The sequence below is a fragment of the Hydrogenophaga taeniospiralis CCUG 15921 genome, from assembly GCF_001592305.1.
In the GTDB taxonomy this organism is placed as follows: domain Bacteria; phylum Pseudomonadota; class Gammaproteobacteria; order Burkholderiales; family Burkholderiaceae_C; genus Hydrogenophaga; species Hydrogenophaga taeniospiralis.
Genome location: NZ_BCWR01000001.1, coordinates 114,562 through 140,182, shown reverse-complemented (window position 1 = coordinate 140,182; position 25,621 = coordinate 114,562). Strand labels below are relative to the sequence as shown.

Sequence of the window (25,621 nt, the reverse complement as noted above, 5' to 3'; positions counted from 1 at the left end):
GCTCACAGATGCTCCTCCGGGGTCAGGCCGAACGGGTGTTCGCGCCGCGTCCAGACCATCCAGATGTCGGTCAGGAGCTGCAGGCACAACAGGCCCAGGCCCACCGGCACCGCGAGGTAGGGAATCCACAGCCGCGCGCGCCACATGGATGCGGTGGTGAGGCCGGTGGTCCAGGCCTCGTGCCACCAGGGCAAGGAGGCGTAGAGGAAGAAACCGCAGAAGGCCAGCGCGATCAGGCTGCCCAGCAGGTGCAGGGGGCGCCGCCGGGCGGGCGAGAGCATCAGCGGCAGCACGTCGACGGCCACGTGGCCGCGCGTGAGCAGGATGTAGGGTGCACCGATGAAGGTGGCCGCCACCAGCGAGTAGGTGACGAACTCGGTTTGCCAGATCGACGACTGCCCGAGCACGGCCCGCACGAACACCATCTGGCACACCACCCCGACCGAGAGCAGGATCATCCCGGCGGCCACCACGCCGAGCAGGCGTGAGGCCCCATGGATCAGCGCCACCCAGGCCGGCACGGGTCCGGGATCACTTGACACTCAGCGCCTTCTCGATGAGTTCCTTGCCGCCCGGCACCTTCTCGGCGAAGACCTTGTACGAGGTCTTCTGCGCCACCTCGCGCCAGGCCTGCGCCTCGGCATCGGTCAGCGTGACGACTTCCACGTTGTTCTTCTTGAAGGTGCTCACCATCTCGTCGTCGAGCTTTTTCGACTCGGTGTTGAAGTACGCCTCGGCTTTTTTCGAGGCATCCGTCAGCGCCTTTTTCTGGGCGTCGTTGAGGCGGTCCCAGCTGCGCTTGGAAATCAGCACCGGCTCGTACATGAACCACAGCGCGTTGTCGCCCGGGGCGGTGACGCATTTGAGCTGCTCGTACAGGCGGAACGAGACGAAGCTGCCCGTGGAGGTGTCCGTGCCCTGGGCCACACCCTGCTGCAGCGCGCTGTACACCTCGCTTGACGGGATGGACACGATGGAGGCGCCGGCGCCGGCCCACATCTGGGCGAAGGTGGCACCGGCCGAGCGGACTTTCAGACCCGCGGCGTCTTCGGGTTTGCGGATGCATCGGCCCTTGCTGCCAAACGCACCGGCGAGCCAGGCGTCGGCCAGCACCTTGGCGCCGCCCTGTTCGACGATGGCCTTGATGTCCTGCATGAAGGGCGAGGCGTTGATGCGCAGCGCGTGTTCGTGGCTCTTGACCAGGCCGGGCATGAGGGTGGCGCCAAATTGCGGATGCGAGCCGGAGGCGTAGTCCAGCGGGAAGGCCGTCATGTCGATCTGCCCGGTCTGCATGGCCTTCCACTGCTCGGTCGCCTTGACCAGGCTGGAGCCGGGGAACACCTTGATCACCAGATCCACCTTGGCCGCGGCCACCTCGCGCGCAATGATCTGCACCATCTCGTCGCGCACATCCCCCTTGCCGCCCGGGAACTGGTGCGAGGCCTTGAGGACCACCTGTGCCTGGGCGCCGGCAGACAGTGTGGTCAGAAGGGCGGCGGCGATCACGGTCGGGCCCCACTTGAGTGGTTTCGTCATGTTTGTCTCCAGGTGGTGGAAGGGTTGTTGTATAAATGAAGCCGCATGTTATATGCAACAAAAAGCCGCCAGCCTAGGGCTAACCCGAACAAATTTTCCCCCGAGACACCGCCATGACCGCCATTGCTCCCCCCAGATCCCGTGTCCAGCAGGTGCGCGAACAGCTGGAGGACGACATCGTCAACGGCCGCCTCCTGCCCGGGGAGCAGGTGCAGGTCGAGCAACTGGTGGAGCGCTTCGGCGTCTCGCGCACGCCGGTGCGTGAAGCCCTGCAGCAGTTGGAGGCCAGCGGCCTGGTCGAGGTGTTGCCCAAACGCGGGACCTATGTCTCTCGGCTGGGCATGCCCGAGCTGATCCAGATGTTCGAGGTGATGGCGGAACTGGAGGCAATGTGCGCGCGCCTGGCCACGCGGCGCAGCGATGCGCAGCGCCTAACCGAGATCGAAGACGCGCTCACGCAGTGCGAAGTGCAGGCGTCGGCAAACGACGCCAACGCCTACTACTACGCCAACGAACACTTCCACCAGCTGATCTACCATGCCTGCGGCAACCCGTTTCTGGTGCAGCAGACGCTGGCCCTCAAGAACCGGCTCAAGCCCTACCGTCGGTTGCAGCTGCAGATGCGCAACCGCATCGCGCAGTCGCTCGACGAGCACCGCCAGATCGTGCGCGCCCTGCAGCAGGGCGACGGCGAGGCCGCCGCCAGCGCGGCCCGCGACCACGTGCTCATCCAGGGCCAGCGCTTCACCGACCTCATGAGCCTGACCGCTCGCCAGCCCGTGGCGCGACCCCCAGCCGGTGCGCCTGAGGCGCCGGAAATGCTCGGCGGCTGAGCACGCTTTGGCACGGCCCCGGATGGGGCGCGGGCTCTACCCAGCGGCGGTGAGCGGGCCTATCATGAGATCCATGACCCAGATACCGCCCACCATCCCCTTGCAGGCCCTGTTCGCCGCGCAGCACAGCGCCAGCCGCGCGCAGATCGACGTGCCGCTGGCGCTGCGGCGTGATCGCCTCGGGCGCCTGCACGACCTGATCGAGACCCATGCCTCCGCGCTGTGCGAGGCGGTGCAGGCCGACTTCAGCGTGCGCTCGGCCCAGCTCACCGAAGTGGCCGACCTGTTCGTGCTGCGCGCCACCATCGGCCAGCTGAGCAAGCGGCTGCCCCAATGGATGAAACCGCAACGCGTGACCACGCCCCTGTACCTGCTGCCCGCGCGCGCCCACATCCAGCGCCAGCCGCTGGGCGTGGTGGGGGTCATCGGTCCATGGAACTACCCCTTGCAGCTCACCTTCGGCCCGGCCGCCACCGCGCTGGCCGCGGGCAACCGCGTGATGCTCAAGCCCAGCGAACTCACGCCGCACACCTCGGCGCTCATGGCCACGCTGGTGCAGCAGGCCTTCGCGGCCGACGAGTTCTGCGTGGTGCTCGGCGGCGCCGATGTGGCGCACGATTTCGCCAGCCTGCCGTTTGACCACCTGTTCTTCACCGGCTCCACCGGCGTGGGCCGCAAGGTGGCTGCCGCAGCGGCCGCCAACCTCACGCCGACCACGCTGGAGTTGGGCGGCAAGTCCCCTTGTGTGGTCGACGCGTCGTGCGACCTGTCCGACGCGGCGCTCAAGATCGCCCACGGCAAGCTGCTCAACGCCGGGCAGACCTGTGTCGCGCCCGACTACGTGCTGCTCCCGCGCGGCCAGGAAGCCGCGTTCGAACAGGCCTACACAGCGGCCGTCGCGCGTCTTTTCCCCCAGATCGCGGGCAACCCCGACTACGCGGCCATCCTCAGCGACCGTCATCACGCCCGCCTCAGTGCGCTGCTGGACGAGGCGCGCAGCCAGGGCGCGCGCGTGGTGGACGTGGCTCCGCAGGGCATGGCCTCCGGGCAGACCCCGGGCACGCGCCAGATGAACCCGACGCTGGTCTTCGACCCCGCGCCAGGGCTGCGTCTGATGGACGAAGAGATCTTCGGCCCGGTGCTGCCCGTGCTGCCCTACGACACGCTGGACCAGGCCATCACATTCATCAACCAGCGGCCCCGCCCGCTGGCGCTGTACTGGTTCGGTTCCGACACCGCATCGTGCGACCGCTTGCTGCACAACACGGTCAGCGGCGGCGTCACGGTGAACGACACCCTCATGCATCTGGCCCACGAGGGCCTGCCCTTTGGCGGAGTGGGCGAGAGCGGCTGGGGGGCCTACCACGGTGAGGGCGGCTTCCTGCGCTTCACCCAGCAAAAGCCGGTGCTGGTGCAGTCGCGCTGGGCCATGGGCCAATTGTTCTATCCGCCTTATGGGCCGCGCTTTGATCGGGTGATGGGATTGCTCAAGCGCTGGCTCTGAAGCCTGGGCGGTGTGGGTGGTCGCGCAGTGCGCAACCACCGGTGGGGTCAGGCGCTGGTGCTGGTGCCTTCGTCGGGATCGCCGTTCACCGGCAACGTGGTCTGCTGGAGATAGCCCTGCCTGAGCAGCGTGTGCATCAATCCGGTCACGTCGTCACCCAGCAGCAGCGACAGTTCGCGGTCGCTGCGCCGCCCGTTGACCATCAACAACAGCGAGTGGACCGGTTTGCCCACCAGATCGGGACGTGCCAAGGCTTCCCAGGCCTTCACTGTCTTGGCGCAACGCATGATCGTTTGCATGTTTCGTTTACCCCCTGAATCCATGGCCGGATTTTGACCTCTGGCCCACCATGTTGACTGTCAGGTATGACAGGGTGTTGACAGCTTGGCCGGAATGGGCATTGGGGTCTTGCTGTTCACCCCGCCCAACACCATGAGGTCTTTCTTATGACTGCAGGCGCGGGTGTAAGGGGTTGCAACGTGATTTTTTTGGCATGGTCACGTCCGTGGGCCATCCGGCAGGTATAACTGCGGTTTGATCCACCAGTTTGATTTATCCAGGGCCTCCAGGCCTTCGCACAGAGAGACATGAAGGTGCACTCCCCCTTGTTGCAGCAGTGTTTTGCTGAAGTGCTCGCAGAAGCGCCCAAACTGGTGGGACGCTGCGTGGATGCGGCGGTGGTCGGCTTGCAGGAAGCCGAGAAAAAGGGGCGCGAAGTCGCACAGCGCGACCGCCTGGCCACCGCTTGGTGGCACCTGCAGCAACTCAAACCCCTCTGGGTGAGAACCTACCCCGAGCTTCTGCGCAAGGCACTTCAGGGCGAGGACTTCGATGCCTCGTTCTCGCGGCCCATGCCGCTGTCGGAATCCACCTATCTGTCGCTCGTCGAAGACGAAGCGGTGACCGAGTCGATGGAGTCCACCCGCCTGGTGCAGTCCGTGCAGCCCCTGGTGGAGCAGGAACTGTCGGTGCTGGACGCCCTGGTGAGCTCGCTGATCGGGCTGGACCAGATCCGGGCCGAGATGAACCCGCTGCGCCCCGAGATCTTCGTGCGTGTGCTGCGCGAGATGTTCAGCGCGAACGAGGACGACGTCGACATCCGCACCCTGTGGTTGCGGCACTGTGGCCGCCCGCTGGGCGGTGAGCTCAAGACCCTGTACGGGCGTCTGGTACAGATGCTGCAGCGCGCCCAAGTGCGCGAGGTGGGTTATCGCGTGCGCTTGACCGCGCAGAGTCCGTCCGGCGCTGGGCGATCCGGGGGAAGCACGGCCCCGGGTGCTTTGCGTGGTGCCGATGGCCGCAGCCTGCCCGACACCGGTTTCGATTCCCTGCCTGGGGATGACGCCGGTTCCGGCCTGCCGTCCATGCCGCAGCTCGGACGCATCCGCCCGCGTTTCGAGACGCAGCTGTACCAGGATTTTTTCCAGCGAGAAGACAGCCGCTACGAGCAGCCGCTGGAGCCAGCGTATTACAGGCAGGTGAACCGCGAGATCGCGGCCATGGAGCAGGCCGCCGCCAGCGATCGCATCGACGAGTCCAGGGTGCTGGAGAACCGCACTCAGTACCTCACCCAGTACCGCGACCTGCCTGTGGTGGACCGGCCGGCGCGCGAAGTCGACATCTCGACCCAACTCAGCCAGCGCGACTGGGGCGACTACGCCACCGCTCACCAGCGCTCGCGCGTGCTCATGGAGCTCAAGCAGAAGGCCCGGCGTGTGGCGCAGGCGGTCGGGCTCGATGTGGTGCGCACGCTGGTCAACCAGGTGGCCCAGGACCCGCAGCTGTTGGCGCCGGTGCGCGAAGCGGTGGTGGCGCTGGAGCCGGCGTTGCTGCGCATGGCCATGGCCAACCCGCGTTTCTTCCGGGAAGACGTCCACCCGGCGCGCCGCCTGATCGAGAGCGTGGCGCAGCGCAGCTTCAAATACAACGACGAGTTTGCCAGCGAGTTCGAGAGCTTCTTCCTGCCGGTGCAGCAGGCGTTCAATGAGCTCAATGCCTCGAAGACCGAGGATCCGGATGTCTTTGCGAACGCCCTGGCCGGTCTCCAGCATCGTTGGGACGAGCAGGACCAGGAGGCGCTCAAGCAGCAGGACGACAGCCTGCAGCAGATCCGCCACGCCGAAGCGCGCCAGGCGCTGGCCGATCAGGTGGCCTGGGACCTGAGCCAGCGACCGGACGTGGACCACGCGCCGGGCGTGATTCTCGACTTCCTCTACGGCCCCTGGTCGCTGGTGATCGCTTCGGCCCAACTGTCCGCCCAGGATGGCCAGACCGATCCGGGGGGCTACCGCAAGGTGGTGTCCAACCTGCTGTGGAGCGTGCGCAAGGAAGTGACGCTCAAGCGCCCGGCCCAGCTGTTCCAGATCATTCCCGGTCTGCTGAACACGCTGCATTCGGGTCTGGACATGCTGGGCAAGACCCGCGAAGAGACCAAGCCCTTCTTCGACGCCCTGATGCGCCTGCACGAACCCGCGCTGAGTCTGCGGCGCGCGCGCATCCGTGGTGATGCGAGTGCTTCCGCGCCGGCGCCGCTGGAAATATCGACGAGCTCGATGTCGATGGAGCTCGACGAAACCTTGCCGGCCACACCCGAGCAACGCAAGCCCCGCCAGAACGCCCAGCCGTGGCTGGGCCGGCATGAGATCGAAGCGGCGGGCTTCGCCGACACCGTGCCCACGGATTTCGCCGAACTGCATGAGCTTGAGCCCACACAGGCCGGCGCGACCGACGACGCGGGCAGCTCTCAGCCGGACCACGAGGACGATCAGGAAATCAACGCCGCGGCGGTGCTGGCCGGCCTGCGCGAGGGCGATTGGGTCGATCTGTACTCGCGGCGCGAGTGGTTGCGTGCCCAGTTGATTTGGGCCAGCAGCCGGGGCACGCTGTTCATGTTCGTGAGCCGTGGTGGTTGCCCTCACTCCATGACCAAGCGCAGTTGCGAACGCCTGATCTCTGGCCGCCTGCTGCGGCCCATCGATTCCCGGGGCGTGGTGCACAAGGCCATCAAGAACCTGGCCGAACAGCAGGCCCGTTCGGAAGAACCGGTCTCGGCCTGAGAGGCTGAGGTCACCAACCCGTTTCAGGGTGATCCGCGCATCGAACGCGTGGGAGGCTGGCCCATGGCGGCCTTGAACATGGCGGTGAACGCGCTGTCGCTGGCGTAGCCGCTGGCCGCGGCCACCTGGCCCACCGGCATGCCCCGCGCCAGCATGGGCAGTGCATGGGCCAACACCACTTGCTGGCGCCAGCGCTGGAATCCCATGCCCAGTTCCTCGCGAAACAGGCGCGCCAGCGTGCGTTCGCTCGCACCGCTGTGGGCCGCCCAGCCCGACAGCGTGGCGTGTTGCGCCGGCGTGTTCAGCACCGCTTCGCACAGCGTTCGCAGGCGGCGGTCACCGTGCAGCGGGTCGGGCATCGGCACGCCCAGGGGTTGCGTGGGCGCATGGGCCATTTCGGCCAGCACCAGCGTGGCCAGGGCCTGCTGGCGGGTGGTGTGCTGGGCGTGTTGTGGCTGGTCCATGCCCAGCACCAGCTCGCGCAGCAGGGGCGAAACCACCAGCACACGCGAGCGGTGCCAGCCGTCGGGCACCACCGAAGCGTCGATGTACAGCGTGTGCAACTGCGAGGCTTCAAGCATGGTGACCGCGTGGCGCGCACCCGGCGGAATCCATACCGCGCGCGACGGCGGCACGATGGCGGTGGTTTCGCAGGCGGGGATCTCGCCGGCTTCGTCGGGCGGTGCCGACACTGTGACCTGCAGCAGCCCACTGGCGCAGTAGGCTAACTGGCCCCAGGGGTGGTGGTGGGGTTCGAACTGCGTGTCGTGGCCCATGGCGCGTGCGCGGCAGCGCACCGGCCGCTCGGGCGAGGGCGCGTAGGGGTCGGTGTCGCCGACCGGCACGGCTTGGCGGGGGCGGCGAGGTCTCATGGGAGGGTGGGGTGGTTTGGCTGGAATTCGACAGGACTTGTCTTTTTATCGCAAAACACCGCCGAGCACCAACCGTACCATTCATCGCATGAACACCGCCACCCTCGGCGCCATCGCGCCCGCCAACCCCGTTCCCCTGAAGCAGGATGCCAGCGTCATCGGCCTGGTGGGCTTGGCCCACGCCACCTCGCACTTTTCGCATCTGCTGCTCGCGCCGCTGTTCCCGGTGTTCATGCGCGACTTCGGCCTGAGCTACTCGGACGTCGGCCTGCTCATGAGCATCTTCTTCGTCGTCTCGGGTTCGGGTCAGGCCCTGGCCGGCTTCGTGGTGGACCGGTTCGGCGCGCGACCGGTACTGTTCGCGGCCATCGGCTGTTTTCTGCTGGCCGCGCTGGCCGCTTCGCAAGTCACCGGCTATGCGGGGCTGGTCGTGGTGGCGGCGCTGGCCGGGCTGGGCAATGCGCCGTTCCACCCGGCCGACTTCACCATCCTGAACCAGCGGGTCTCGCCGCCACGCCTGGGGCACGCGTTCAGCACCCACGGTCTCACCGGCAACCTGGGCTGGGCGCTTGCGCCGGCCTTTCTGGTCGGCATCACCGCGCTGGCCGACTGGCGTGTGGCCTATTACTGCGCGGCGCTGCTGTACGCGTCGGTCCTTGCACTCCTGTTCTGGCAGCGCGACAAGCTGCGCACCGAGGCGCATGTGCGCCACCCCGATGCCCCCAAGGGCTCCGATCTGGCCTATCTGAAACTGCCCGTGGTGTGGTGGAGCTTCGCGTTTTTCCTGCTGTCCACCATGACGCTGGCGGTGGTGCAGAGCTTTGCACCTTCCATTCTCAAGGCTGTGCACGGCGTGAGCGTCGAAGCTGCCACGCTGACCATCAGCGCCTACATGTTGTGCGGTGCGTTCGGCATGCTGGTGGGCGGCTTCGTCGCGGCCTATACCCAGCAGAGCGACCGCGTGGTGGCGCTGTCCATGTCCGGTGGCGCCTTGCTGCTGCTGGTCTGTGCCACCGGCTGGCTGGGTGCGGCGGGCACCATGGTTGCCCTGGCCGCCACCGGTTTTGCGGTGGGCGTGGGCGGCCCCAGCCGCGACATGATGATCAAGAAGGCAACGCCCAAGGGCGCGACCGGCCGTGTCTACGGCACCGTGTATTCGGGTCTGGACGTGGGCTTCGCCATCTCGCCCATGGTGTTCGGCGGGTTCATGGACCGCGGCTGGTACACGCTGACACTGGCGGGTGCGGCGGTGGTGCTCTTCATCTCGGTGTACGCCGCGCTCGGGGTGGGGCGCCGTACCGGTCCGCAGGGTTCCGGCGCGGCACAATCGGCGGCATGACGCAAAAAATCGCTGGACACCTGCTCGTTGAATGCCTGATCGCCCAGGGCGTGACCCACGCCTTTGGCGTGCCGGGTGAAAGCTACCTCGCCGTGCTCGACGGCTTCCACGCCCACGCCGACCGCATCCGTTTCGTGATCAACCGGCAAGAGGGCGGGGCCGCCTTCATGGCCGAAGCCCAGGGCAAGCTCACCGGGCGCCCCGGTGTGTGTTTCGTCACCCGCGGTCCTGGCGCGACCAACGCCTCCATTGGCCTGCACACGGCCTTTCAGGACTCCACGCCCATGGTGCTCTTCGTGGGCGACGTGGCCAGCGATGCACGCGACCGCGAGGCTTTCCAGGAAGTCGACTACCTGAGCTTCTTTGGCCCCAGCACCAAGGGCATGGCCAAACGTGTGGAGCGCATTGACGATGCGCGCCGCATCCCCGAATACGTGGCGCGCGCCTTCGCCACCGCCATGAACGGCCGGCCCGGCCCGGTGGTGCTGGTCCTGCCCGAAGACATGCTGACCCAGCCGGTGGACGCCAAGCCCTTGCCGCGTGTGGAACCGGTGCAGGCCTGGAGCGACCCGGGCGCGCTGCGCGGCTTGCGCGAACTGCTGCTGCAGGCCGAGCGCCCGCTGGTGATCGCCGGCGGCGGTGGCTGGACATCGCAGGCCGCGGCCGCCTTGCAACGCTTCGCCGAAAACTGGCAGCTGCCGGTGGCCAACGCCTTTCGCTTCCAGGACTGTTTCGACAACCACCACCCCAACTACGCGGGCGACGTGGGGCTGGGCATCAACCCGGCACTGGCCAAGCGCGTGCGCGAGAGCGACCTGCTGATCGCCATCGGCCCGCGCCTGGGCGAAGCCACCACCGGCGGCTATGCGCTGATCGAGGCGCCGGTACCGAAACAGAAGCTGGTGCACATCCACGCCAGCGCCGAAGAGTTGAACCGCGTCTACCAAGCCACGCTGGCCATCAACGCCACCATGAACGCAGCGGCGCGCAGCCTGGAGGTATTGACCGCGCCTCCGGGCGTGGCCTGGGGCCAGTGGACGCAGGCCTGCCACGCCGACTACCTGGCCAACATCGATCCGGCCAACGGCGGCATCGTGCTGCCCGGCAGCATCGACATGCCGGCCCTCATCGCCACGCTGCAGCAGCACCTGCCGGCCGACGCCGTGCTCACCAACGGCGCGGGCAACTTCGCGTCGTGGCTGCACCGCTTCTACCGCTACCACGGCCTGGTCAAGGGTCACAAGACCCAGCTCGCGCCCACCAACGGTGCCATGGGGTACGGCGTGCCCGCCGGCATTGGCGCGGCCATCCTCACCGGGCGCACCGCCTTCACCATCGCGGGCGACGGCGACTTCCTCATGAACGGCCAGGAGCTGGCCACCGCCGTGCAGCACGGTGCCAAGAGCATCGTGCTGCTGCTCAACAACGGCACCTACGGCACCATCCGCATGCACCAGGAGCGCGAGTACCCGGCCCACGTGAGTGGGTCGGACCTGCGCAACCCCGACTTCTGCGCCCTGGCGCGTGCCTATGGCTATGCGGCTGAGCGCATCACCCACACGGCCGAATTCGAGCCCGCGCTGCTGCGGGCCCTGGTCGCGCCCAGCGGGACGGTGATCGAGGTGACGCTCGACGCCGAGGTGATCACCACCCGGGGCACACTCTCGGCGATTCGCCAGGCCGCACAAAAATCCCGCCCGGCCTGAGGCGGGGCGTTGTTACAAGGCGTGAATAAGTCACAGAAAGCCCGGCAACTGGCCGCTCGTGTGGCATGGCCCGTGTTCGTAAGCTTCTCCCATCGACACGACGGAGGACGCTCACATGTGGCAAGCCAACGAACAACTCTCGAACCGTGGTTTTCTTCAGACGATCGCGCCCCCGGCGCGGGACGATTTGGCGCAGTCGCTGCTGCTGCGCGTGCTTGACGAAGTGGACTACGGTCTGCTGGTGATCGACGGCACCGGCCGCATCCGCCACGCCAACCACCTGGCCCGCCATGAGATGGCCGGCGGGCGCGCCATCATGACGCACGGCAACGTCCTGCTGGGTCGCACGACCGAGTTCACCGCGCAGATCCAGCAGGCCATCGAACAGGCGCTGCGGGGGCAGCGCCGGCTGGTGTCGCTGAATCTGGGAGGGAGGGACTTTTCGATGGCGTTCGTGCCCCTGAGCCACCCGCTGGAGACCGACGCGCCGTGCGTGCTGGTGTCGCTCTCGCGCCAGAGTGCCTGCGAAAACCTGGCCGTGCGCATGTACGCCCGCTCGCAGAACCTGAGCCCGAGCGAAGAGTCGGTGCTCCTGGGGCTGTGCCGGGGCCTGTCCATCCCCGACATCGCGCGCCAGCACGGGGTGGCGCAGTCCACCGTGCGCAGCCAGATCAAGGCCTTGCGCGAAAAAACCGGTTGCGGCAGCATCCGCGAGCTGTTGCAGCGCGTCAACAGCCTGCCGGCGGTGGTGCCCGCCTTGCGCATCGTCTCGCCCATGCCTCACAATGCCACGGAGTACGCACAACCATGACCCCGGATGCCCGCCTCCGCCGCCCAACCTGCCCACACCCCACCCAGCACCCACGTTGAAGCACTGGCGGCGCTGGGCGTGCAGCGCCGCTACCGGCGCGGCGCCCTGTTGATCCAGGAAGGCGACACCGGCGACACCCTCTACATCGTTCTGCAAGGCCGCCTGCGGGCCTTTCTGGCCGATGCCGGTGGCAAGGAACTGACCCTGGGCACCTACGGCCCGCTGGAATACGTGGGCGAAATGTCGCTCGACGGCGGGCCCCGCTCGGCCAACGTCGAAGCCATGGAGGCGAGCACCTGTTCGGTGGTCTCGCGCGCCACGCTGCTGGACTACATCGCCGTCCACCCCGAATTCGCCCTCGAACTCATGTCCCGGCTGATCCGCCGCGCCCGCCTGGCCACCGAGAGCGCGCGTAGCGTGGCCCTGATCGACGTCTATGGCCGCCTGGCGCGCCTCCTGGTCGAGCTGGCCCGCGAGCCCGATGAGCACGGTGAACGCCCCCTGAAAGAGCGCCTGACCCACCAGCAGATGGCCCAGTACCTGGCCTGTTCGCGCGAGATGGTCAGCCGCCTGCTCAAAGACCTGGAGATCGGCGGCTACATTGCCGTGCGCGAGCGCTGGATCTGGCTGCTCAAGCCCCTACCGGCGCGCTGGTAGAGGTCGCCCCCCCGAAGCGCCTTTGGCGCCTCCCCCCAGGGGGCAACACCAGCGGCCCGGCAAAGCCGGTTCCGCGGTGTTCCCGGGTGGCCTTTGTTGCATGAGGTGGGGACCGCACGCCGGGTGATCGGGCGTTCAGAGCGCGTTGAGCAGGGCGCGCGCTTCTTGCGGTGCGGACGAACTGGTGCCCACCAGGCGCGCCGTGCTGCCGCTGCGGCTGCCCGCGGCGCGTACCCCCCACAAGGCCACGTTGTCGTCGCTCACCTGCAGCGTGTCGGGTACCTTCTTCACGCCGGGGCGCTGGGGCCGGCTGGCGTCCGGGTCGGGCTTGCGTGGGGAATACAGCGCGAAGTACCCGCTGGGCGATGCATGGCGGCGGATGCCACCCACGCTCACGGTGTTCTGGCCGGTGGACAGGCTGTTGAAGGTACCGCTGCGCCGGATCGGCGTGGGGTCGTCCGCGTGGTCCACGAAAGAACCGATGTTGCCGCTGGTGTCGTAGTGGGCGTCTTCAAAATACGACTGTCGAGCACCCGTGTTCTGGCCGATGGCCACGTCGTCGCGCTCGATGTAGGCGTCCAGCGTGATGTCGGTCGAGCCCGTGTTGATGAGCGTGACCTGCCAGGCGCCAAACGGTGCGGTGGCCGCCGAGCGCTTGCGACTGAAGGTGGGTTCCAGCGCCAGCAGCACGCAGGTACCCCGGCTACCCAGGGCCGAACTGGTGGGGTAGATCAGACCGCACAAAGGGTCCGACCCGTCCCCGGTCCATACGCCCGACTGGCCCATGCAACGCTGCGGCAGGGGCTCGGTCTGCCCCGGCGGCGTCACGCAGATTTTCACGTCCTGCGCGCCATCGGGCAGCCAGATTTCGAGAAAGCTCTGGGTGCGGTCGTCCGGCTGCACGCGCCAGTGCAGCGGCAAGGTCTGGTCCGGCTGCAGCGTGGCGTTGACGTGGGTGCGGCTCTGGTAGGCGTTGCCCGCGGGCACGGCGATCTGCAACCGCCCCCCGTACAAGGCGATCAGTTGGTCCATGGCCGCTTCCAGGATGGAGCTGCCGTCGTGCGGCCCCGCCAGGGTGCCCCAGCTGATGTTCACCACCACCTTCGCGCTCGGCGCGCAGCGTGCCAGGATGTACATCAAACCGTCGAGCACGCTCACGTTCATGGCGCCGCCCGAGGTGTCGAGCACGTTCGACCAGTCAAGCTGCACGGCCACCAAATCGGCACGGCTGGCGTCATCGTGCATCGGGTGCAGCGGATTGCCCGGCCCGCAGGCCAGGCTCATCACGTGGGTGCCGTGGTTGACGGGCATGCTCAGGTCCCAGAGCTGCAGGTGTTGGTAGAGCGCGTCTTCGTCCACCTGGCCATGCCGGGTGTAGGCCGCCATGGCCGCGTCGATGGCCGTGCCCGAGAGTTCGTGGCCGTAGCCCATGTCGTGCGGCGTGGGGCCGGCGCGCGCCGGGTCCAGCGGCTCGCGGTGGCGCGGCTGGTTGCCGGGCCAGTTGCCGTTCTGGTAGGCGTCCTGCCGCCAGAAATGCTGGATGCGCGTGCGGCCATGCTGGTCCAGAAAGGCGCTGTTGGCCAGCGCCAGACCGCCGTCGATCAGACCCAGCACCTTGCCGCCCAGCAGGCCATGGGCCGGGGCGGGTTGGCTGGTGGGCGTGCAGGGGTCGATCAGCGCATGCGTGTGCGGCTCCACCGGCAGGCCGAGTTCGAAGCGCTGGATCAGGCTGCGCAGATGGTCGTCGCTGCGAAGCTTGTCGAAAAAACGCGGCTTCACGCGGGCGCTGCAAAAACGCAGGCCGGGTACGTTCAGGTACACCCTGGGAATCTGCAGCCAGGCAGTGCTGGACGCAGCCACCAGCGCGGGCACGTCGGCCTGCGACGAGAGCTCGATCACGATAGGCAACCACTTTGGTGGCTTCTTGCCGGGGCCCCGACGGTAGCCGGCGAAGTGGTCGGCCTCAGCCCAGGCGAGGTAGGGGTCCTGACCATTGATGGCACCGGGGGCGCTCCAGTCGATGCCGGTGAACTCCCCGGTGGGCAGGGGCTGCCAGACCGGCGCACTCATTCCGACACCCCAGCGCAATACACCGCGGCGCTCATTGCCACTCCTTGATCGCTTCCTCCCAGAGCCAGGCGAGCAGCGGGGCATTGCCCACGCCCGTGCTGGTGGCCGAGCGTGTATAGGCCGGCTGCCGGTGTGGGCCTTCCATCTTCTGATGCAGGCTGAAGTCCAGCGCCTCGCCGTTCGGGCCGTGGAACAGGCGGCCATCAAAGCCGCGCTCGTGCACCCGTGTGCTGGTGGCGCGGGCCACCAGGAACTCGGCCAGCGCCGTGCCGAGCAGGCGGCCAGCCGCGCTGTCCACCGGGAAGTGCACCCCAGCCACCGTGCGGTTCACGGCGATGCGTGCGGCCAGGCGCTGCAACTGTTCGTGGCTGGCCGTGCCGTTGGGCGGGGTGGCACCTTCTGCCGAGGCGGCGTTGAGCAACGCTTCCAGCAGGACTGCGAAGGCAAAGGCTTCGGTGGCGTGGCCGCTGGGCCAGCTGCCGTGGCCGGGGGTCTGGATCATGGGCTGGATCTGCGGCGAAAACGCTTCCGGCCGCAGGCTGGCGAAGGTGTGCTTGAAGCGCATCTCCACATGAACACAGAGCGAAAAGACCAGGTCCAGCAGCTGCAGGGTCTTCGGGTGGCGGTGTGCCGTCAGGCCGACCATGGACGACCAGAACGCCAGCGGCGGCGTCAGCTGCGCCACAACTTCGGCCGCGCGGTCGGCGCGCAGATCGGCGTAGGCCGCGACCAGATCGAGCTGTTTCTTGAACTGGGCCTTGGTGGGTGCGCGCAGGCACACGAGCGGTTTGCGCTGGATGGTATTGGCCTGCAGGTTGGCGAACTCCAGCAGCGCTTCCTTGGGGCCGTTGCGGGTGCGAAAGAGCAGGCCCTCGACCAGCTCGGTGAAGCAGGCCGTGATGCGCGGTCCGTCGGCCCAGAGCTTGAGGTTGGCGGGTTTGTCGAACCCGGGTTCGGTAGCGTGCAGGGACGCCCCGGTGAAGGGGCCGACAATGGCTGCTCGGCTGAGGATGAGGGCGTCGGAGGAGACTACTGCGCTGCTGATGCCCCCGCTGATGCCCCCGCTGATGCCTCCACTGATGCCTCCACTGATGCCCCCGCTGATTCCTCCACTCATTTCGACTCTCCTGTTGGTTAGTGCATTCGTAGACCGAGACTGGTCAGCGCTTTCGCGACCCGCTGTCGCAAAGGACTTTTGCCTCCTGCCGCTAGATACTGCTGTACCGTCAATTGGGGTTGCAGTTGCATCAAGAGGGCAAAGGTTTCCTTTGCATCCTCTGCATAGCCAAGTTCGTGTTGGGCGATCAGCAGGGTTCTTATCGTGGGTAGGTGGTATCGATTTTTCAGCAGGGATGCACGGCAGAGCTCGATGGCACGTTCCCATTGCTCCATGGCGGCATAGCTGGTTGCCAACATCATCTCGAAATAGTATTTCTGCGGATCGAGTGGCGAGAGGTGCAGGGCGTTTTCTGCTTCGACCATCGAATCCTTGGGTGTTCCCCACATCTGCGACCACACGCTGTTGTACAGCCAGGCCATGGCGTCGTTCGGGTTGCTCTGGGTGGCCTCCTGCAGCAGGCGGTGCGAGGCGTCCACGTCCTTGCCCAAGTGGCACAGCGCATGGCCTTTGATGGCCATGGCCAGCGAGCTGGCGGGCTCCAGGTCGAGCGCACGGTCGGCGGTGTCGATGGCACGCTGGAAGTCTTTGGCGGGTTCGCCCGAGAGGCCTTGCACCACCTGCATGATGTGCCATTTGGCCAGCCAGGCCCAGGGCGTGGCCACGCGCCGGTGCCGTGCCACCACGGCTTCAAGCAGTTGGTGGCTGCGCTGCAGGTCGCGCGGCGTGGAGCGATGCATGAGCGTGATGCCACCGAGCATGAGCGCATTGCTGTCGAGCTGGGGCACGGGCAGCACCAGGGTGCGCTGCACCAGATCGTTGAGCAGGGCCTTGGCGCAGGCGGCGCTCAGGGCATCGAGCAGGCCGCTCTGGGCCTCCAGCAGATCGTGGGTATCGCCCGTGAGCCGCTCGGCCCAGATCACTTCGCCACGCTTGTTGTCGGACAGCTCGGCCATGATGACGACCTTGTCGCCCAGGGTGACGTAGCTGCCGCCCAGCACAAAGGCCGCGTCCAGCCGCTGGCCGATCTCTTCGGTGGTGCTTTGGCGTCCACGAAAGGCGGTGGTGGAGAGGCGGGAGATCACGCGCAAGTCCTGGCTGCGCGAGAGTTGGGCGATCACGCCGTCGGCGATCAGTTCGCCGATGACGAACTGTTCGCTCGTGTGGCTGCGCGTTTCGAACGGCACCACGGCGATCGACGGGCGAAAGTCGGTCGGCACCCCTTCTGGCACCCGCGGGCGCACTGCGGCTGAGCCGTGGCTGACGGGGTAGAGCCGCCAGGTGCGTACCGGCTCCGGCCAATGTTTGAGGTAGCTCTCGCCACAGTCTTCCACCTCGGCGTCGACGCCGATCACGATGCCGTCGAACACGCTCGCGGTGACCAGGGTGTCACCGGGCGAGGCCAGATCGGTGATGCGCGCGGCGAGGTTCACACCATGGCCGTAGACGTCGTTTTCGTCGGCGTACAGATCGGTGGCGTTGATGCCGGCGCGCAGGTGCAGCTGCTGGCTCAGGGGCAGGCGGCGGTTGATGGGCGCGAAGTACCGGTGCAGCGCCAGTGCGGCCCGCACGGCGTCGGTGGGGTGCTCGAACTCGACCAGCAGGCCGTCGCCCAGGCTCTTGACCAAGCGGCCCCGGCATGTGGGCAGCACCTGAGTGGCGGCGTGGTGCATGAAGCCGCGCCACTGGCTCACGACCTCGGCCTCGTTGTCGGCCATGAGCCGTACCGATTCGACCAGGTCCATCACCAGCACGACCTTGTGCTGCTGCTCGGGCAGCGGCGGCACGACCACCTCCTCGTCTGCGGCAAGGAGTGGGGGGCGAATCGGTTGCGGGCTCTCTGTCATGCCTGTGGGGGTCTTGGAATTTTGTTGCAGTTTCTCACAGCTCTGCACAGATGCCATGGCTGCGGGGCCCAAAAACAGCAAAGCCGGCTTGGGGCCGGCTTTGCTGGGACTCACGGCACCATGACGGTGCAATGTGGGTGGATCACTTCAGGTGCTCGTTGATCATCTTGGTCATTTCAAACATGGACGCCTGGGCCTTCTTGAAGATTTCCTTCAGCTTGGCGTCGGCGTTGATCATGCGGCGATTGACTTCGTCCTGCAGCTTGTTCTTCTTGATGTAGGCCCAGACCTGCTTGGTCACTTCGGTGCGGGGCAGCGGGCTGTTGCCAACGATGGCGGCCAGCGCGGCGCTGGGCGTCATGGCCTTCATGAAGGCGGCGTTGGGGGTGCGCTTCTTGGCCGGAGCGGCCTTCTTGGCGGGGGCGGCTTTCTTGGCCGGAGCGGCTGCCTTCTTGGCGGGAGCGGCCTTCTTCGCCGGGGCGGCGGCTACCTTCTTGGCCGGGGCGGCTTTCTTCGCAGGTGCTGCAGCCTTCTTGGTCGGGGCCGCTTTTTTCGCGGGAGCTTTTTTCGCAGTTGCCATGATTGAATTTCCTTCTAGAAGTGAAACATTGACCAGCAGGAAACGCGCTTCCTCGCTGGTGTCTCGCATGCTAATGGAGTTGTTTGTGCATTCCAAGGTGGGCTACCTGATTTTTTGCGTGTTTTCATAGAGGGGAAGCCGCTTTTTGGCCCGGAAAACAACACTTGAACAGTGCATGCCTGCAAGCGCTCTGTCAGAGCAGGGCTTCATGCTGAAAATCCGCTGTGCCATGCTCCTTCATCCGAACCTGAGAAAGCGTCATGTCTTCGACCCCAACTTTTGCCACCTGCGATCTGTGTGATGCCCACAAAAACGACGGCTCGGGCAGCTTCCGTGTGTTGCCGCCGGTGTTGCGCGACTTCGGTGCCGTGCGCCGGTTCTCTGGCCCGGTGGTCACGGTCAAGTGCTTTGAAGACAACACGCCGGTGAAGGCCGCGGTGGAGAGCCCGGGCGAGGGCCGGGTGCTGGTGGTCGATGGTGGCGCTTCGCTGCGCCGTGCGCTGCTGGGTGGCAACCTCGGCGCCGCCGCCGCACGCAACGGCTGGGCCGGTGTGGTGATCGACGGCTGTGTGCGCGACGTGGCCGAGCTGGCCGCTTGCCAGGTGGGCATCCGCGCGCTCGCGTCGATGCCGCTGCCGACCGAAAGGCGCAACGAGGGCCTGCGCGATCTGGCGGTGCAGATTCAAGGCGTGTGGGTGCGGCCGGGTGACTGGCTCTACGCCGACGAGGACGGTGTGGTGGTCTCGGACCACGCGCTCATGGCTTGAGTCCCGGGCGCCCGGTTCACCCGGTGGCCGGTGTTCAGATGCTCAGGCCTTTGTAGAGCATGTAGGCCGCGAGCAGGTACAGGATGCCGGCGAACACCCGCTTGAGGGACTGGACGGGCAGGGCGTGCGCCGCCCTCACGCCGAGCGGCGCCATGAGCACGCTGGCCACGGCGATCACCAGCAGCGCCGGTGTGTACACATAACCCAACGAGCCTGCGGGCAAGTCCGCCACGCCCTGGCCCGCGACGATGTAGCCCAGCGCGTTGGCCAGCGCGATCGGGAAACCCAACGCCGCGCTGGTGGCCACGGCGTTGTGGATGGCCACGTTGCACCAGGTCATGAACGGTACGCTGACAAAGCCACCGCCCGCGCCGACCAGCCCCGACAGAAAGCCGATGACCGAGCCAGCGCCGAGCTGGCCCGCCGTGCCCGGCAGGGTGCGCGTGGGCTTGGGTTTCTTGTTCAGCAGCATCTGTGTGGCCGAGAAGCCGACGAAGGCGGCGAACACGATGGCGAGCCACGCGCCCTTGAGCAGCGCAAACACGCCCAGGCTGGCGAGCGCCGCGCCGATCACGATGCCGGGTGCGAGGCGCTGGACGATGTCCCAGCGCACCGCGCCGCGCTGGTGGTGCGCGCGCACGCTGGAGATCGAGGTGAAGATGATGGTGGCCATGGAGGTGGCGATGGCCATCTTGACGGCGAGATCAGAAGCGATGCCACGCGCGCTCAGGATGGCGCTGATGAAGGGCACCATGATCATGCCGCCGCCAATGCCCAGCAAGCCAGCAAGGAAGCCGGTGCACAGGCCCAGGGCAACCAGTTCAGCAATGAGCAGAGGTTCGAGGATCATGAGGGGTCCGTGACCAGACGCCGAAAGCGGGCGCGGTGGGAAGGGGAGGGGGAGCCATGCAGAGTGCCCGTGGAACCGGCTTCGCCGGGCCACAGGGCACGTCCCCCCTCCCGCAGGTGAGGGGGGAAGCCGCGAAGCGGCGCAGGGGGGTGTACCGAATAGGGTGTCTGCAAGTGCCGCCGGACCGTCATCCTGAACCGGGGTTCAGGTGGGCCAGGGCAGCGTGACTTCGGGTTCATCTGACGCGAGATGCTCACACCCATCAGGCAATGTACCTAGTCCGTGCTCAATGAGCATTGGTTCAAGGAAATATAAAGCCCGGCGCGCACTGCAGACGGTTCAAATTGTAGGCGCTGCAACGGGGCTGCGCGGACCGCTGGTCCAGAAAAAAAGATGGACCGACGGACTGCAGGTCCCAGGGCTCAGAGCAACTGGCCGTCGCGTCCGAGCGTGTGGTCCAGGCGGCGGATCAGCTCGTCCATGCGGGCCTGGGCCACAGGGTCCAGTGGTTCGGCCGCTGGCACTTCCGCTGCGTCCGGGCTCGGCTCGGTGTGGCCGAAGGACGAGGCCTGGTAGCTCTGGGATTCCTTCTGCGACAGCTCGAACGCGAGGTTGAGCGAGGCCAGCACCGCAATGCGGTCGCGTGCCTTCACCTTGCCCGCGTCGCGGATGCGGCACATGGCCGTGTCGACCCGTTCGACCGCGTCGAGCAGCGCGGATTCGCCACCGATGGGGCACGCGAGCAGGTAGCTCTGTCCCATGATCTGGACTTCGACCTGTTTGCTCGCGGGCTTGTTCATTCGCTGTCCTTGCGGTGGGCCTCGGGGGCGTCGGCCTCCGGCAGGCGTTCGAGCAGCGCTTCGATGCGCGCACGCGCTGTGTTCAGGCGCGATTTGAGCAGGTCGCGCTCGGCCTGCAATGCCAGCACCTGGTCCATCAACAAGGTGTTGGTGCGCTGGAGTTCCTCATGGCGCAACAGCAGGCGCTCCACGCGTTCGGTGATCTGGTCAAGGTACTTGGGATCGGCCATGGTGACGAATTGTTGCTGGCACATTGTAGGGTTGCCGCGAAAACCTCGGGCTTACAATGCCGCCTGTTGGTGCTCGCGGTGTGGTTCACACGCCGCAGTTCAACGGGAAGCAGGAGGGAATGTTCACGCCGAACGGACCTAACCTGCGCTGCCCCCGCAACGGTAAGCAGACGAGCCGCCTGATGCCCTCAGGCCACTCCGCTTTCATCCCGCAGCCACTGGAGCGCTGGTTCAGACCAGCTCACCGGGAAGGCGATGAAGGTCGATCTGCCAGCCCGGATACCGGCCAACGAGGTGGTGGTGCGTTCATGAAGGGCGCACCGTCGTGACGCTCAGGCACCGTCGGGGAAGGCGGTGAGGGCACATCAGCTTCCTTGTCTCCCATGAAAAACCGTTTCTCGCGCGCTCCCACGGCTGCGCTGCCTTTGGCCATCCTCGTCTCATCCTTGTCCCACGCCCAGACCACACCGGCGCCGGATCTGCCCGAGGTCGTGGTCACGGCCACCCGTTCCGACACCCGCGCCGACATCCTGCTCAGCGACGTGGTGGTGATCGAGGCCGAGGCGATCCGGCAGGCCTCGGGCCGCTCGTTGTCCGAGCTGCTGACCCGCACCGCTGGCTTGCAGATGTCGTCCAACGGCGGCCTGGGCAAACAGTCGGGGCTTTTCGTTCGCGGTACGGAAACCCGCCACGTGTTGTTGCTGATCGACGGTGTGCGCTACGGTTCGTCCACCTCGGGTGCCGCCTCGTGGGACAACATCCCGCTGAGCGCCATCGAGCGCATCGAGGTGCTCAAGGGCCCGGCCTCGGCGCTGTATGGCAGCGACGCGGTGGGCGGCGTGGTGCAGGTCTTCACGCGACGCGGTGAGCCCGGTTTTCACCCCAGTGCCAGCGTCACGCTGGGCAGCTACGGGCACCGCGGCGCCAACGCCGGCCTGAGTGGCGGCAGCGAGACCTTCACCTATTCGCTCAACGCCGGCACCGTGCGCGAGACCGGTTTCTCGGCCACCAATCCGGACGTGTCTTTTGGCGGCCACAACCCCGACAACGACAGGTTCGACCAGGACACCGGCTCGGCCTCGATGCGCTGGAAGCTGGCGCCTGGCTGGACCACCGACGCGCAGTTCACCCAGGCCAGCGGGAGCTCCGGGTTCGACCGCGGGCCGGGCGACTTCGACGTGCATTCGGACGCGGTGACCCGCGTGCTGGGCTGGGGCCTGGAGCGCCAGTGGTCCCCCCAGGCGCGCACGCAGCTGAGGCTCTCGCGCAGCGACGACCGTTCCACCTCTTTTGAGGAACTGTCCACGTCGCGCTTCGACACCGCGCAGACCCAGCTGACGCTGCAGAACGACTGGAAGACACCGCTGGGCAACGCCATCGTGGGCTTCGACGCCGTGAAGGAGTCGGTGGACAGCACGCAGGCCTACGCCGTCAATTCGCGCACCACCCGGGCACTGTTCGCCGGCCTGCAGGGCGAGGCCGGGCGCCACCTCTGGCAGGCCAACCTGCGGCGCGACGAGAACTCGCAGTTCGGGGGCGCCACCACCGGCGTCGCGAGCTACGGTTTCCAGCTCACGCCGCACTGGCGCCCGCACCTGGCCTACGGCACCTCGTTCAAGACGCCGTCGTTCAACACCCTGTACTGGGTGTCGCCCTTCTTCGTGGGCAACCCGAGCACCCAGCCCGAACGCGGCAAGAACCGCGAGTTCGGCCTGACCTACAACCGCGACGCGCACGAAGTCAAGCTGACCCGTTTCGACAACCGCGTGCGCGGCTTTATCACCACCCAGCCGGTGGTGGAAAACGTGCCGCAGGCGCGCATCGAAGGCTGGTCGCTGGTGTATGCGGCATCGGCCGGGGCCTGGTCGTGGAGCACGCAACTGGAGTTGCTGGACGCGCGCAACCTGGCCAATGGGCGCAAGCTGCAACGGCGCGCCGATAAAACCTTGACCGCCAGCCTGGACCACCAGCTTGGCGCCTGGACCTGGGGCGCGAGCCTGCTGGCCATGTCGGGCCGTTTCGACGACGCGGCCAACACCGTGGCGCTGGCCGGCTTCGCCACGCTGGACCTGCACACGCAGTACCGGCTGGACCCGAACTGGTCGCTGAACCTGCGCCTGAACAACCTGGCCGACAAGGCCTACGAGACGGCCCGGGGCTACAACCAGCCCGGCCGGGCCGCCTACGTGACCGTGGACTGGAGGCCGCAGCGGTGAAGACCACCTGCCCGGCCATCCTGGTCGCGGCCCCGGCCTCGGGCCAGGGCAAGACCACCGTGACGGCGGCGCTGGCGCACCTGCACGCGCGCGCCGGGCGGCGGGTGCGGGCCTTCAAGTGCGGGCCCGATTTTCTGGACCCGATGTGGCTGGAGCTGGCCACCGGCCACCCGGTGCACAACATGGACCTGTGGATGACCGGCGAGGCGGACGTGCGGGCGCGGCTGCATGCGGCCGCGCAGGACGCCGACCTGATCATCGTCGAAGGGGTCATGGGCCTGTTCGACGGTGAGCCCAGCGCGGCCGATCTGGCGCGGCACTTCGGCCTGCACGTGCTGGCGGTGATCGACGCGTCGGCCATGGCGGGCACGTTCGGCGCGCTGGCCTTTGGCCTGCAGCACTACCGCCCGGGCCTGCCCTGGGCCGGCGTGCTGGCCAACCGGGTGGCCAGCGAGCGACATGCGCAGATGCTGCGCGAGGCGCTGCCGGCGGACGGCGCGGCGCCGTCGGGCTGGCTGGGGGCGGTGATGCGCAACCCGGCGTTCACGCTGCCCGAGCGCCACCTGGGCCTGACCGTGGCCACCGAGCTGCCCGACGCACTGGCCCGGCTCGACGCCGCGGCCGATGCGCTGCTGGACACGCCGCTGGGCCAGATGGACACGGCCGCGCTGGCGCGCTGGTCGGTGGCGTTCGAGGCGCCCGCCGACCCGGCCCCCACGGTGCCGCTGCTGGCGGGCAAGGTCGTGGCCGTGGCGCGCGACGCGGCGTTCTGTTTCATCTATGCCGCGAACCTGGAGAGCTTGCGCGCCCTGGGTGCGCGGGTGGTGTTTTTCTCGCCGCTGGCGAACGAGCCACTGCCCGCGTGCGACGCGGTGTGGTTGCCCGGCGGTTACCCGGAGCTGCACGCCGAAGCCTTGTCCGCCAGCCAGGCGAGCCGCGACAGCCTGGCCGCGCATGTGGATGCCGGGCGCCCGGTGTGGGCCGAATGCGGCGGGATGATGGCGCTGTTCGATGAAATCGTGGACCCGCAGGGCCAGAGCCACGCCCTGTGGGGCCTGCTGCCCGGCGTGGTGCGCATGCAGCCGCGCCTGGCCGCGCTGGGGCCACAGAAGCTCGCGCTGACGGCGGGCGAACTGCGTGGCCACACCTTCCACTACTCGCGCTGCGAGACGGCGCTGGAGCCGGTGCTGCACACCGCTTCGGCGCGCGGCGGCGCGGCCGGTGCGGGCGAGGCGGTGTACCAGCGCGGCGCGCTGCGCGCCAGCTATTTCCACGCCTGGATGGCCTCCAGCCCGGCGGCCACGGCGGCGCTGTTTCTGCCCGAAGGAGCCACTGCGTGAACACCCACCTGGGCCCGCAGCGCATCGTCTGCCTGACCGAAGAGACCACCGAGTGGCTCTACCTGCTGGGGCAGGAGCACCGCATCGTGGGCATCTCGGGCTACACGGTGCGCCCGCGCCGTGCGCGCGAGGAAAAGCCCAAGGTGAGCGCGTTTCTCAACGCGAAGATCGACAAGATTCTGGAGTTGCGGCCCGACTGCGTGTTCGGCTTCTCCGACCTGCAGGCCGACATTGCCGCGGCGCTGATCCGTGCCGGTGTGCAGGTGACGGTGTTCAACCAGCGCAGCGTGGACGAGATCTTCGCCATGCTGTACCAGGTGGCGGCCATGGTGGGCTGTGCCGAAGAGGGGCTGGCCTGGATCGCCGCCACGCGCACCCGGCTTGATGCCATCGGCCAGTCGGTGCGGGTGCTCGAAGCGTTCGGCAAGCGCCGCCCGCGGGTGTTCTTCGAAGAGTGGGATGAGCCGCACATCAGCGGCATCCGCTGGGTGTCCGAGTTGCTGGGCATCGCCGGAGGCGACGACGTGTTTCCCGAGCTGGCGCGCGAGTCGCTGGGCAAGAACCGCATCATTGCCGACCCCGCCGAGATCGTGCGCCGCAACCCCGACATCATCATCGGCTCCTGGTGCGGCAAGAAGTTCCGGCCCGAAAAGGTGGCGGCGCGCGTGGGCTGGCAGGCGGTGAACGCGGTGACGACGGGCCAGCTGTTCGAGATCAAGTCGGCCGACATCCTGCAACCCGGCCCGGCCGCACTCACCGACGGCGTGGCGCAGATGCAGCGCATCGTTCTGCAATGGATGGAACAGCATGGTTGACGTGGCACGCAGCGAATTCATCCTGGGCGGCCAGAAGAGCGGCAAGTCGCGCCGCGCGGAAATGCTGGCGCGGCAGTGGCTAGGCGCCCGTGCGACCCACCGCGCGGTGCTGATCGCCACCGGCCAGGCCTGGGACGAGGAGATGCGCGAGCGCATCGCGCGCCACCAGCGCGATCGCGCGGTGCGCGTGCCGGGCATGGCGACGGTGGAAGAGCCGCTGGCGCTGGCCGAGGCCCTGCGCCAGCACAGCGCGCCGCACACGCTGGTGGTGGTGGACTGTCTCACGCTGTGGCTGACGAACCTGCTGATGCCGATGGATGGCGTGAGCGTCGAGGCCGCTGAACCGGCCAGGGCCCTGTGCGGCGCCATCGAACAGGCCGCTGGCCCGGTGGTGCTGGTGGGCAATGAAATTGGTCTGGGCGTGATCCCGATGGGGCGCGAGGTGCGCGCCTTCGTGGACGCGCTCGGAGGTCTGAATCAGGCCGTGGCCGCCGCCTGCGAGCGCGTCACGCTGATGGCGGCGGGCCTGCCACTGAGATTGAAGGGACATCATGCATAACCCCTTGAAATACCTTGGGCGCCTCTTGCCGGGGGCGCGCAGCGGTGGCCGGGCACAACCGGCTTCGCGGTATTCCGCGGCCGGGGCCGGCTGGCGGTGCTTGTTCGTGACCGGGC

Annotated in this window: 23 protein-coding genes, 1 other RNA gene and 1 riboswitch; of the genes, 12 read left to right on the top strand and 12 right to left on the bottom strand. The window is 67.5% G+C overall.

Translation table 11 applies throughout. The features are described 5' to 3' along the window. Positions 1 to 2: 2 nt before the first annotated feature. Both HTA01S_RS00670 and dctP read right to left on the bottom strand, forming a co-directional pair. Positions 3 to 542, bottom strand: coding sequence for a TRAP transporter small permease subunit (locus tag HTA01S_RS00670; protein WP_218017291.1), 540 nt, complete (start codon positions 540 to 542; stop codon positions 3 to 5). After that, complete coding sequence (gene dctP / locus HTA01S_RS00665; protein ID WP_068166355.1) at positions 532 to 1,536, bottom strand: TRAP transporter substrate-binding protein DctP; 1,005 nt, start codon at positions 1,534 to 1,536, stop codon at positions 532 to 534. The genes HTA01S_RS00670 and dctP overlap by 11 nt, the downstream gene beginning before the upstream one ends. 113 nt (positions 1,537 to 1,649) lie before the next feature. Here dctP and HTA01S_RS00660 point away from each other — a divergent pair, with 113 nt between their 5' ends. Both HTA01S_RS00660 and HTA01S_RS00655 read left to right on the top strand, forming a co-directional pair. Further along, positions 1,650 to 2,369 carry a GntR family transcriptional regulator gene (locus HTA01S_RS00660; RefSeq protein WP_068166347.1) on the top strand — a complete coding sequence of 240 codons (720 nt, stop codon included), beginning with the start codon at positions 1,650 to 1,652 and terminating at the stop codon, positions 2,367 to 2,369. Between the two features lie 64 nt (positions 2,370 to 2,433). After that, positions 2,434 to 3,873 (top strand): coniferyl aldehyde dehydrogenase, encoded by a 1,440-nt coding sequence (locus HTA01S_RS00655; RefSeq protein ID WP_157571920.1) that lies wholly within the window; start codon positions 2,434 to 2,436, stop codon positions 3,871 to 3,873. 47 nt (positions 3,874 to 3,920) lie between these two features. Here the strand turns inward: HTA01S_RS00655 and HTA01S_RS00650 are convergent, their stop codons facing one another. Next, the gene (locus HTA01S_RS00650; protein ID WP_157571919.1) at positions 3,921 to 4,172 is read right to left on the bottom strand and encodes a hypothetical protein; all 252 of its coding nucleotides are present in this window, start codon (positions 4,170 to 4,172) and stop codon (positions 3,921 to 3,923) included. Positions 4,173 to 4,460: 288 nt separating this feature from the next. Between HTA01S_RS00650 and HTA01S_RS00645 the strand changes: the two genes are divergently transcribed. Then, positions 4,461 to 6,929, top strand: a complete 2,469-nt coding sequence (locus HTA01S_RS00645) for a DUF1631 family protein (RefSeq protein ID WP_068166342.1) — start codon at positions 4,461 to 4,463, stop codon at positions 6,927 to 6,929. A 23-nt stretch (positions 6,930 to 6,952) separates the two neighbouring features. Here the strand turns inward: HTA01S_RS00645 and HTA01S_RS00640 are convergent, their stop codons facing one another. Continuing rightward, complete coding sequence (locus HTA01S_RS00640; protein ID WP_068166339.1) at positions 6,953 to 7,801, bottom strand: AraC family transcriptional regulator; 849 nt, start codon at positions 7,799 to 7,801, stop codon at positions 6,953 to 6,955. Between the two features lie 88 nt (positions 7,802 to 7,889). On the opposite strand from HTA01S_RS00640, the gene HTA01S_RS00635 reads away from it, so the two are divergent. From HTA01S_RS00635 to HTA01S_RS00620, 4 genes are all read left to right on the top strand, one after another. Continuing rightward, entirely contained in the window at positions 7,890 to 9,140 is a 1,251-nt protein-coding gene (locus tag HTA01S_RS00635) for an MFS transporter (RefSeq protein WP_068166336.1), read from the top strand. Then, on the top strand, positions 9,137 to 10,846 hold the full coding sequence (locus HTA01S_RS00630) for a thiamine pyrophosphate-binding protein (protein ID WP_068166335.1): 1,710 nt from the start codon (positions 9,137 to 9,139) through the stop codon (positions 10,844 to 10,846). Before HTA01S_RS00635 ends, HTA01S_RS00630 begins: the two co-directional genes overlap by 4 nt. Before the next feature lie 115 nt (positions 10,847 to 10,961). Continuing rightward, positions 10,962 to 11,657 carry a helix-turn-helix transcriptional regulator gene (locus tag HTA01S_RS00625; RefSeq protein ID WP_068166332.1) on the top strand — a complete coding sequence of 232 codons (696 nt, stop codon included), beginning with the start codon at positions 10,962 to 10,964 and terminating at the stop codon, positions 11,655 to 11,657. A gap of 6 nt (positions 11,658 to 11,663) precedes the next feature. Further along, a complete protein-coding gene (locus tag HTA01S_RS00620) occupies positions 11,664 to 12,314 on the top strand; it encodes a Crp/Fnr family transcriptional regulator (RefSeq protein WP_068166328.1) in 651 nt (216 codons plus the stop codon). Between the two features lie 135 nt (positions 12,315 to 12,449). Here HTA01S_RS00620 and HTA01S_RS00615 read toward each other — a convergent pair whose 3' ends face one another. The 4 genes from HTA01S_RS00615 to HTA01S_RS24470 all read right to left on the bottom strand — a co-directional run bounded on the left by HTA01S_RS00615 (position 12,450) and on the right by HTA01S_RS24470 (position 17,928). Then, the gene (locus tag HTA01S_RS00615) at positions 12,450 to 14,384 is read right to left on the bottom strand and encodes a S8/S53 family peptidase (RefSeq protein ID WP_068166326.1); all 1,935 of its coding nucleotides are present in this window, start codon (positions 14,382 to 14,384) and stop codon (positions 12,450 to 12,452) included. A 31-nt stretch (positions 14,385 to 14,415) separates the two neighbouring features. Further along, a complete protein-coding gene (locus HTA01S_RS25480) occupies positions 14,416 to 15,501 on the bottom strand; it encodes a phosphatase PAP2 family protein (RefSeq protein WP_068166324.1) in 1,086 nt (361 codons plus the stop codon). Between the two features lie 17 nt (positions 15,502 to 15,518). Then, a complete protein-coding gene (locus HTA01S_RS25475; protein WP_169804732.1) occupies positions 15,519 to 17,288 on the bottom strand; it encodes an adenylate/guanylate cyclase domain-containing protein in 1,770 nt (589 codons plus the stop codon). A 202-nt stretch (positions 17,289 to 17,490) separates the two neighbouring features. Further along, entirely contained in the window at positions 17,491 to 17,928 is a 438-nt protein-coding gene (locus HTA01S_RS24470; RefSeq protein WP_084235744.1) for an SWIB/MDM2 domain-containing protein, read from the bottom strand. A gap of 260 nt (positions 17,929 to 18,188) precedes the next feature. Here HTA01S_RS24470 and rraA point away from each other — a divergent pair, with 260 nt between their 5' ends. Further along, positions 18,189 to 18,695, top strand: a complete 507-nt coding sequence (gene rraA / locus HTA01S_RS00590; RefSeq protein ID WP_068166316.1) for a ribonuclease E activity regulator RraA — start codon at positions 18,189 to 18,191, stop codon at positions 18,693 to 18,695. 34 nt (positions 18,696 to 18,729) lie between these two features. Here the strand turns inward: rraA and HTA01S_RS00585 are convergent, their stop codons facing one another. The 4 genes from HTA01S_RS00585 to HTA01S_RS00570 all read right to left on the bottom strand — a co-directional run bounded on the left by HTA01S_RS00585 (position 18,730) and on the right by HTA01S_RS00570 (position 20,575). Then, complete coding sequence (locus HTA01S_RS00585; RefSeq protein WP_068166313.1) at positions 18,730 to 19,545, bottom strand: sulfite exporter TauE/SafE family protein; 816 nt, start codon at positions 19,543 to 19,545, stop codon at positions 18,730 to 18,732. A gap of 160 nt (positions 19,546 to 19,705) precedes the next feature. Continuing rightward, positions 19,706 to 19,885, bottom strand: a non-coding RNA gene (ssrS, locus tag HTA01S_RS00580) — 6S RNA. Between the two features lie 82 nt (positions 19,886 to 19,967). Next, the gene (locus tag HTA01S_RS00575; RefSeq protein ID WP_068166310.1) at positions 19,968 to 20,345 is read right to left on the bottom strand and encodes a cell division protein ZapA; all 378 of its coding nucleotides are present in this window, start codon (positions 20,343 to 20,345) and stop codon (positions 19,968 to 19,970) included. Further along, the gene (locus tag HTA01S_RS00570) at positions 20,342 to 20,575 is read right to left on the bottom strand and encodes a hypothetical protein (protein ID WP_068167085.1); all 234 of its coding nucleotides are present in this window, start codon (positions 20,573 to 20,575) and stop codon (positions 20,342 to 20,344) included. The genes HTA01S_RS00575 and HTA01S_RS00570 overlap by 4 nt, the downstream gene beginning before the upstream one ends. Before the next feature lie 51 nt (positions 20,576 to 20,626). Then, positions 20,627 to 20,880: riboswitch (cobalamin riboswitch) on the top strand. A 78-nt stretch (positions 20,881 to 20,958) separates the two neighbouring features. Between HTA01S_RS00570 and HTA01S_RS00565 the strand changes: the two genes are divergently transcribed. From HTA01S_RS00565 to HTA01S_RS00550, 4 genes are read left to right on the top strand one after another with little or no spacing between them, the layout of a single operon-like run. Next, entirely contained in the window at positions 20,959 to 22,791 is a 1,833-nt protein-coding gene (locus HTA01S_RS00565; protein ID WP_068166305.1) for a TonB-dependent receptor domain-containing protein, read from the top strand. Beyond that, the gene (locus HTA01S_RS00560) at positions 22,788 to 24,131 is read left to right on the top strand and encodes a cobyrinate a,c-diamide synthase (RefSeq protein WP_245637952.1); all 1,344 of its coding nucleotides are present in this window, start codon (positions 22,788 to 22,790) and stop codon (positions 24,129 to 24,131) included. The genes HTA01S_RS00565 and HTA01S_RS00560 overlap by 4 nt, the downstream gene beginning before the upstream one ends. After that, entirely contained in the window at positions 24,128 to 24,946 is an 819-nt protein-coding gene (locus HTA01S_RS00555) for a cobalamin-binding protein (protein ID WP_068166300.1), read from the top strand. The genes HTA01S_RS00560 and HTA01S_RS00555 overlap by 4 nt, the downstream gene beginning before the upstream one ends. Then, positions 24,939 to 25,505, top strand: a complete 567-nt coding sequence (locus HTA01S_RS00550; protein ID WP_068166297.1) for a bifunctional adenosylcobinamide kinase/adenosylcobinamide-phosphate guanylyltransferase — start codon at positions 24,939 to 24,941, stop codon at positions 25,503 to 25,505. Before HTA01S_RS00555 ends, HTA01S_RS00550 begins: the two co-directional genes overlap by 8 nt. The last annotated feature ends 116 nt before the right edge of the window (positions 25,506 to 25,621 follow it).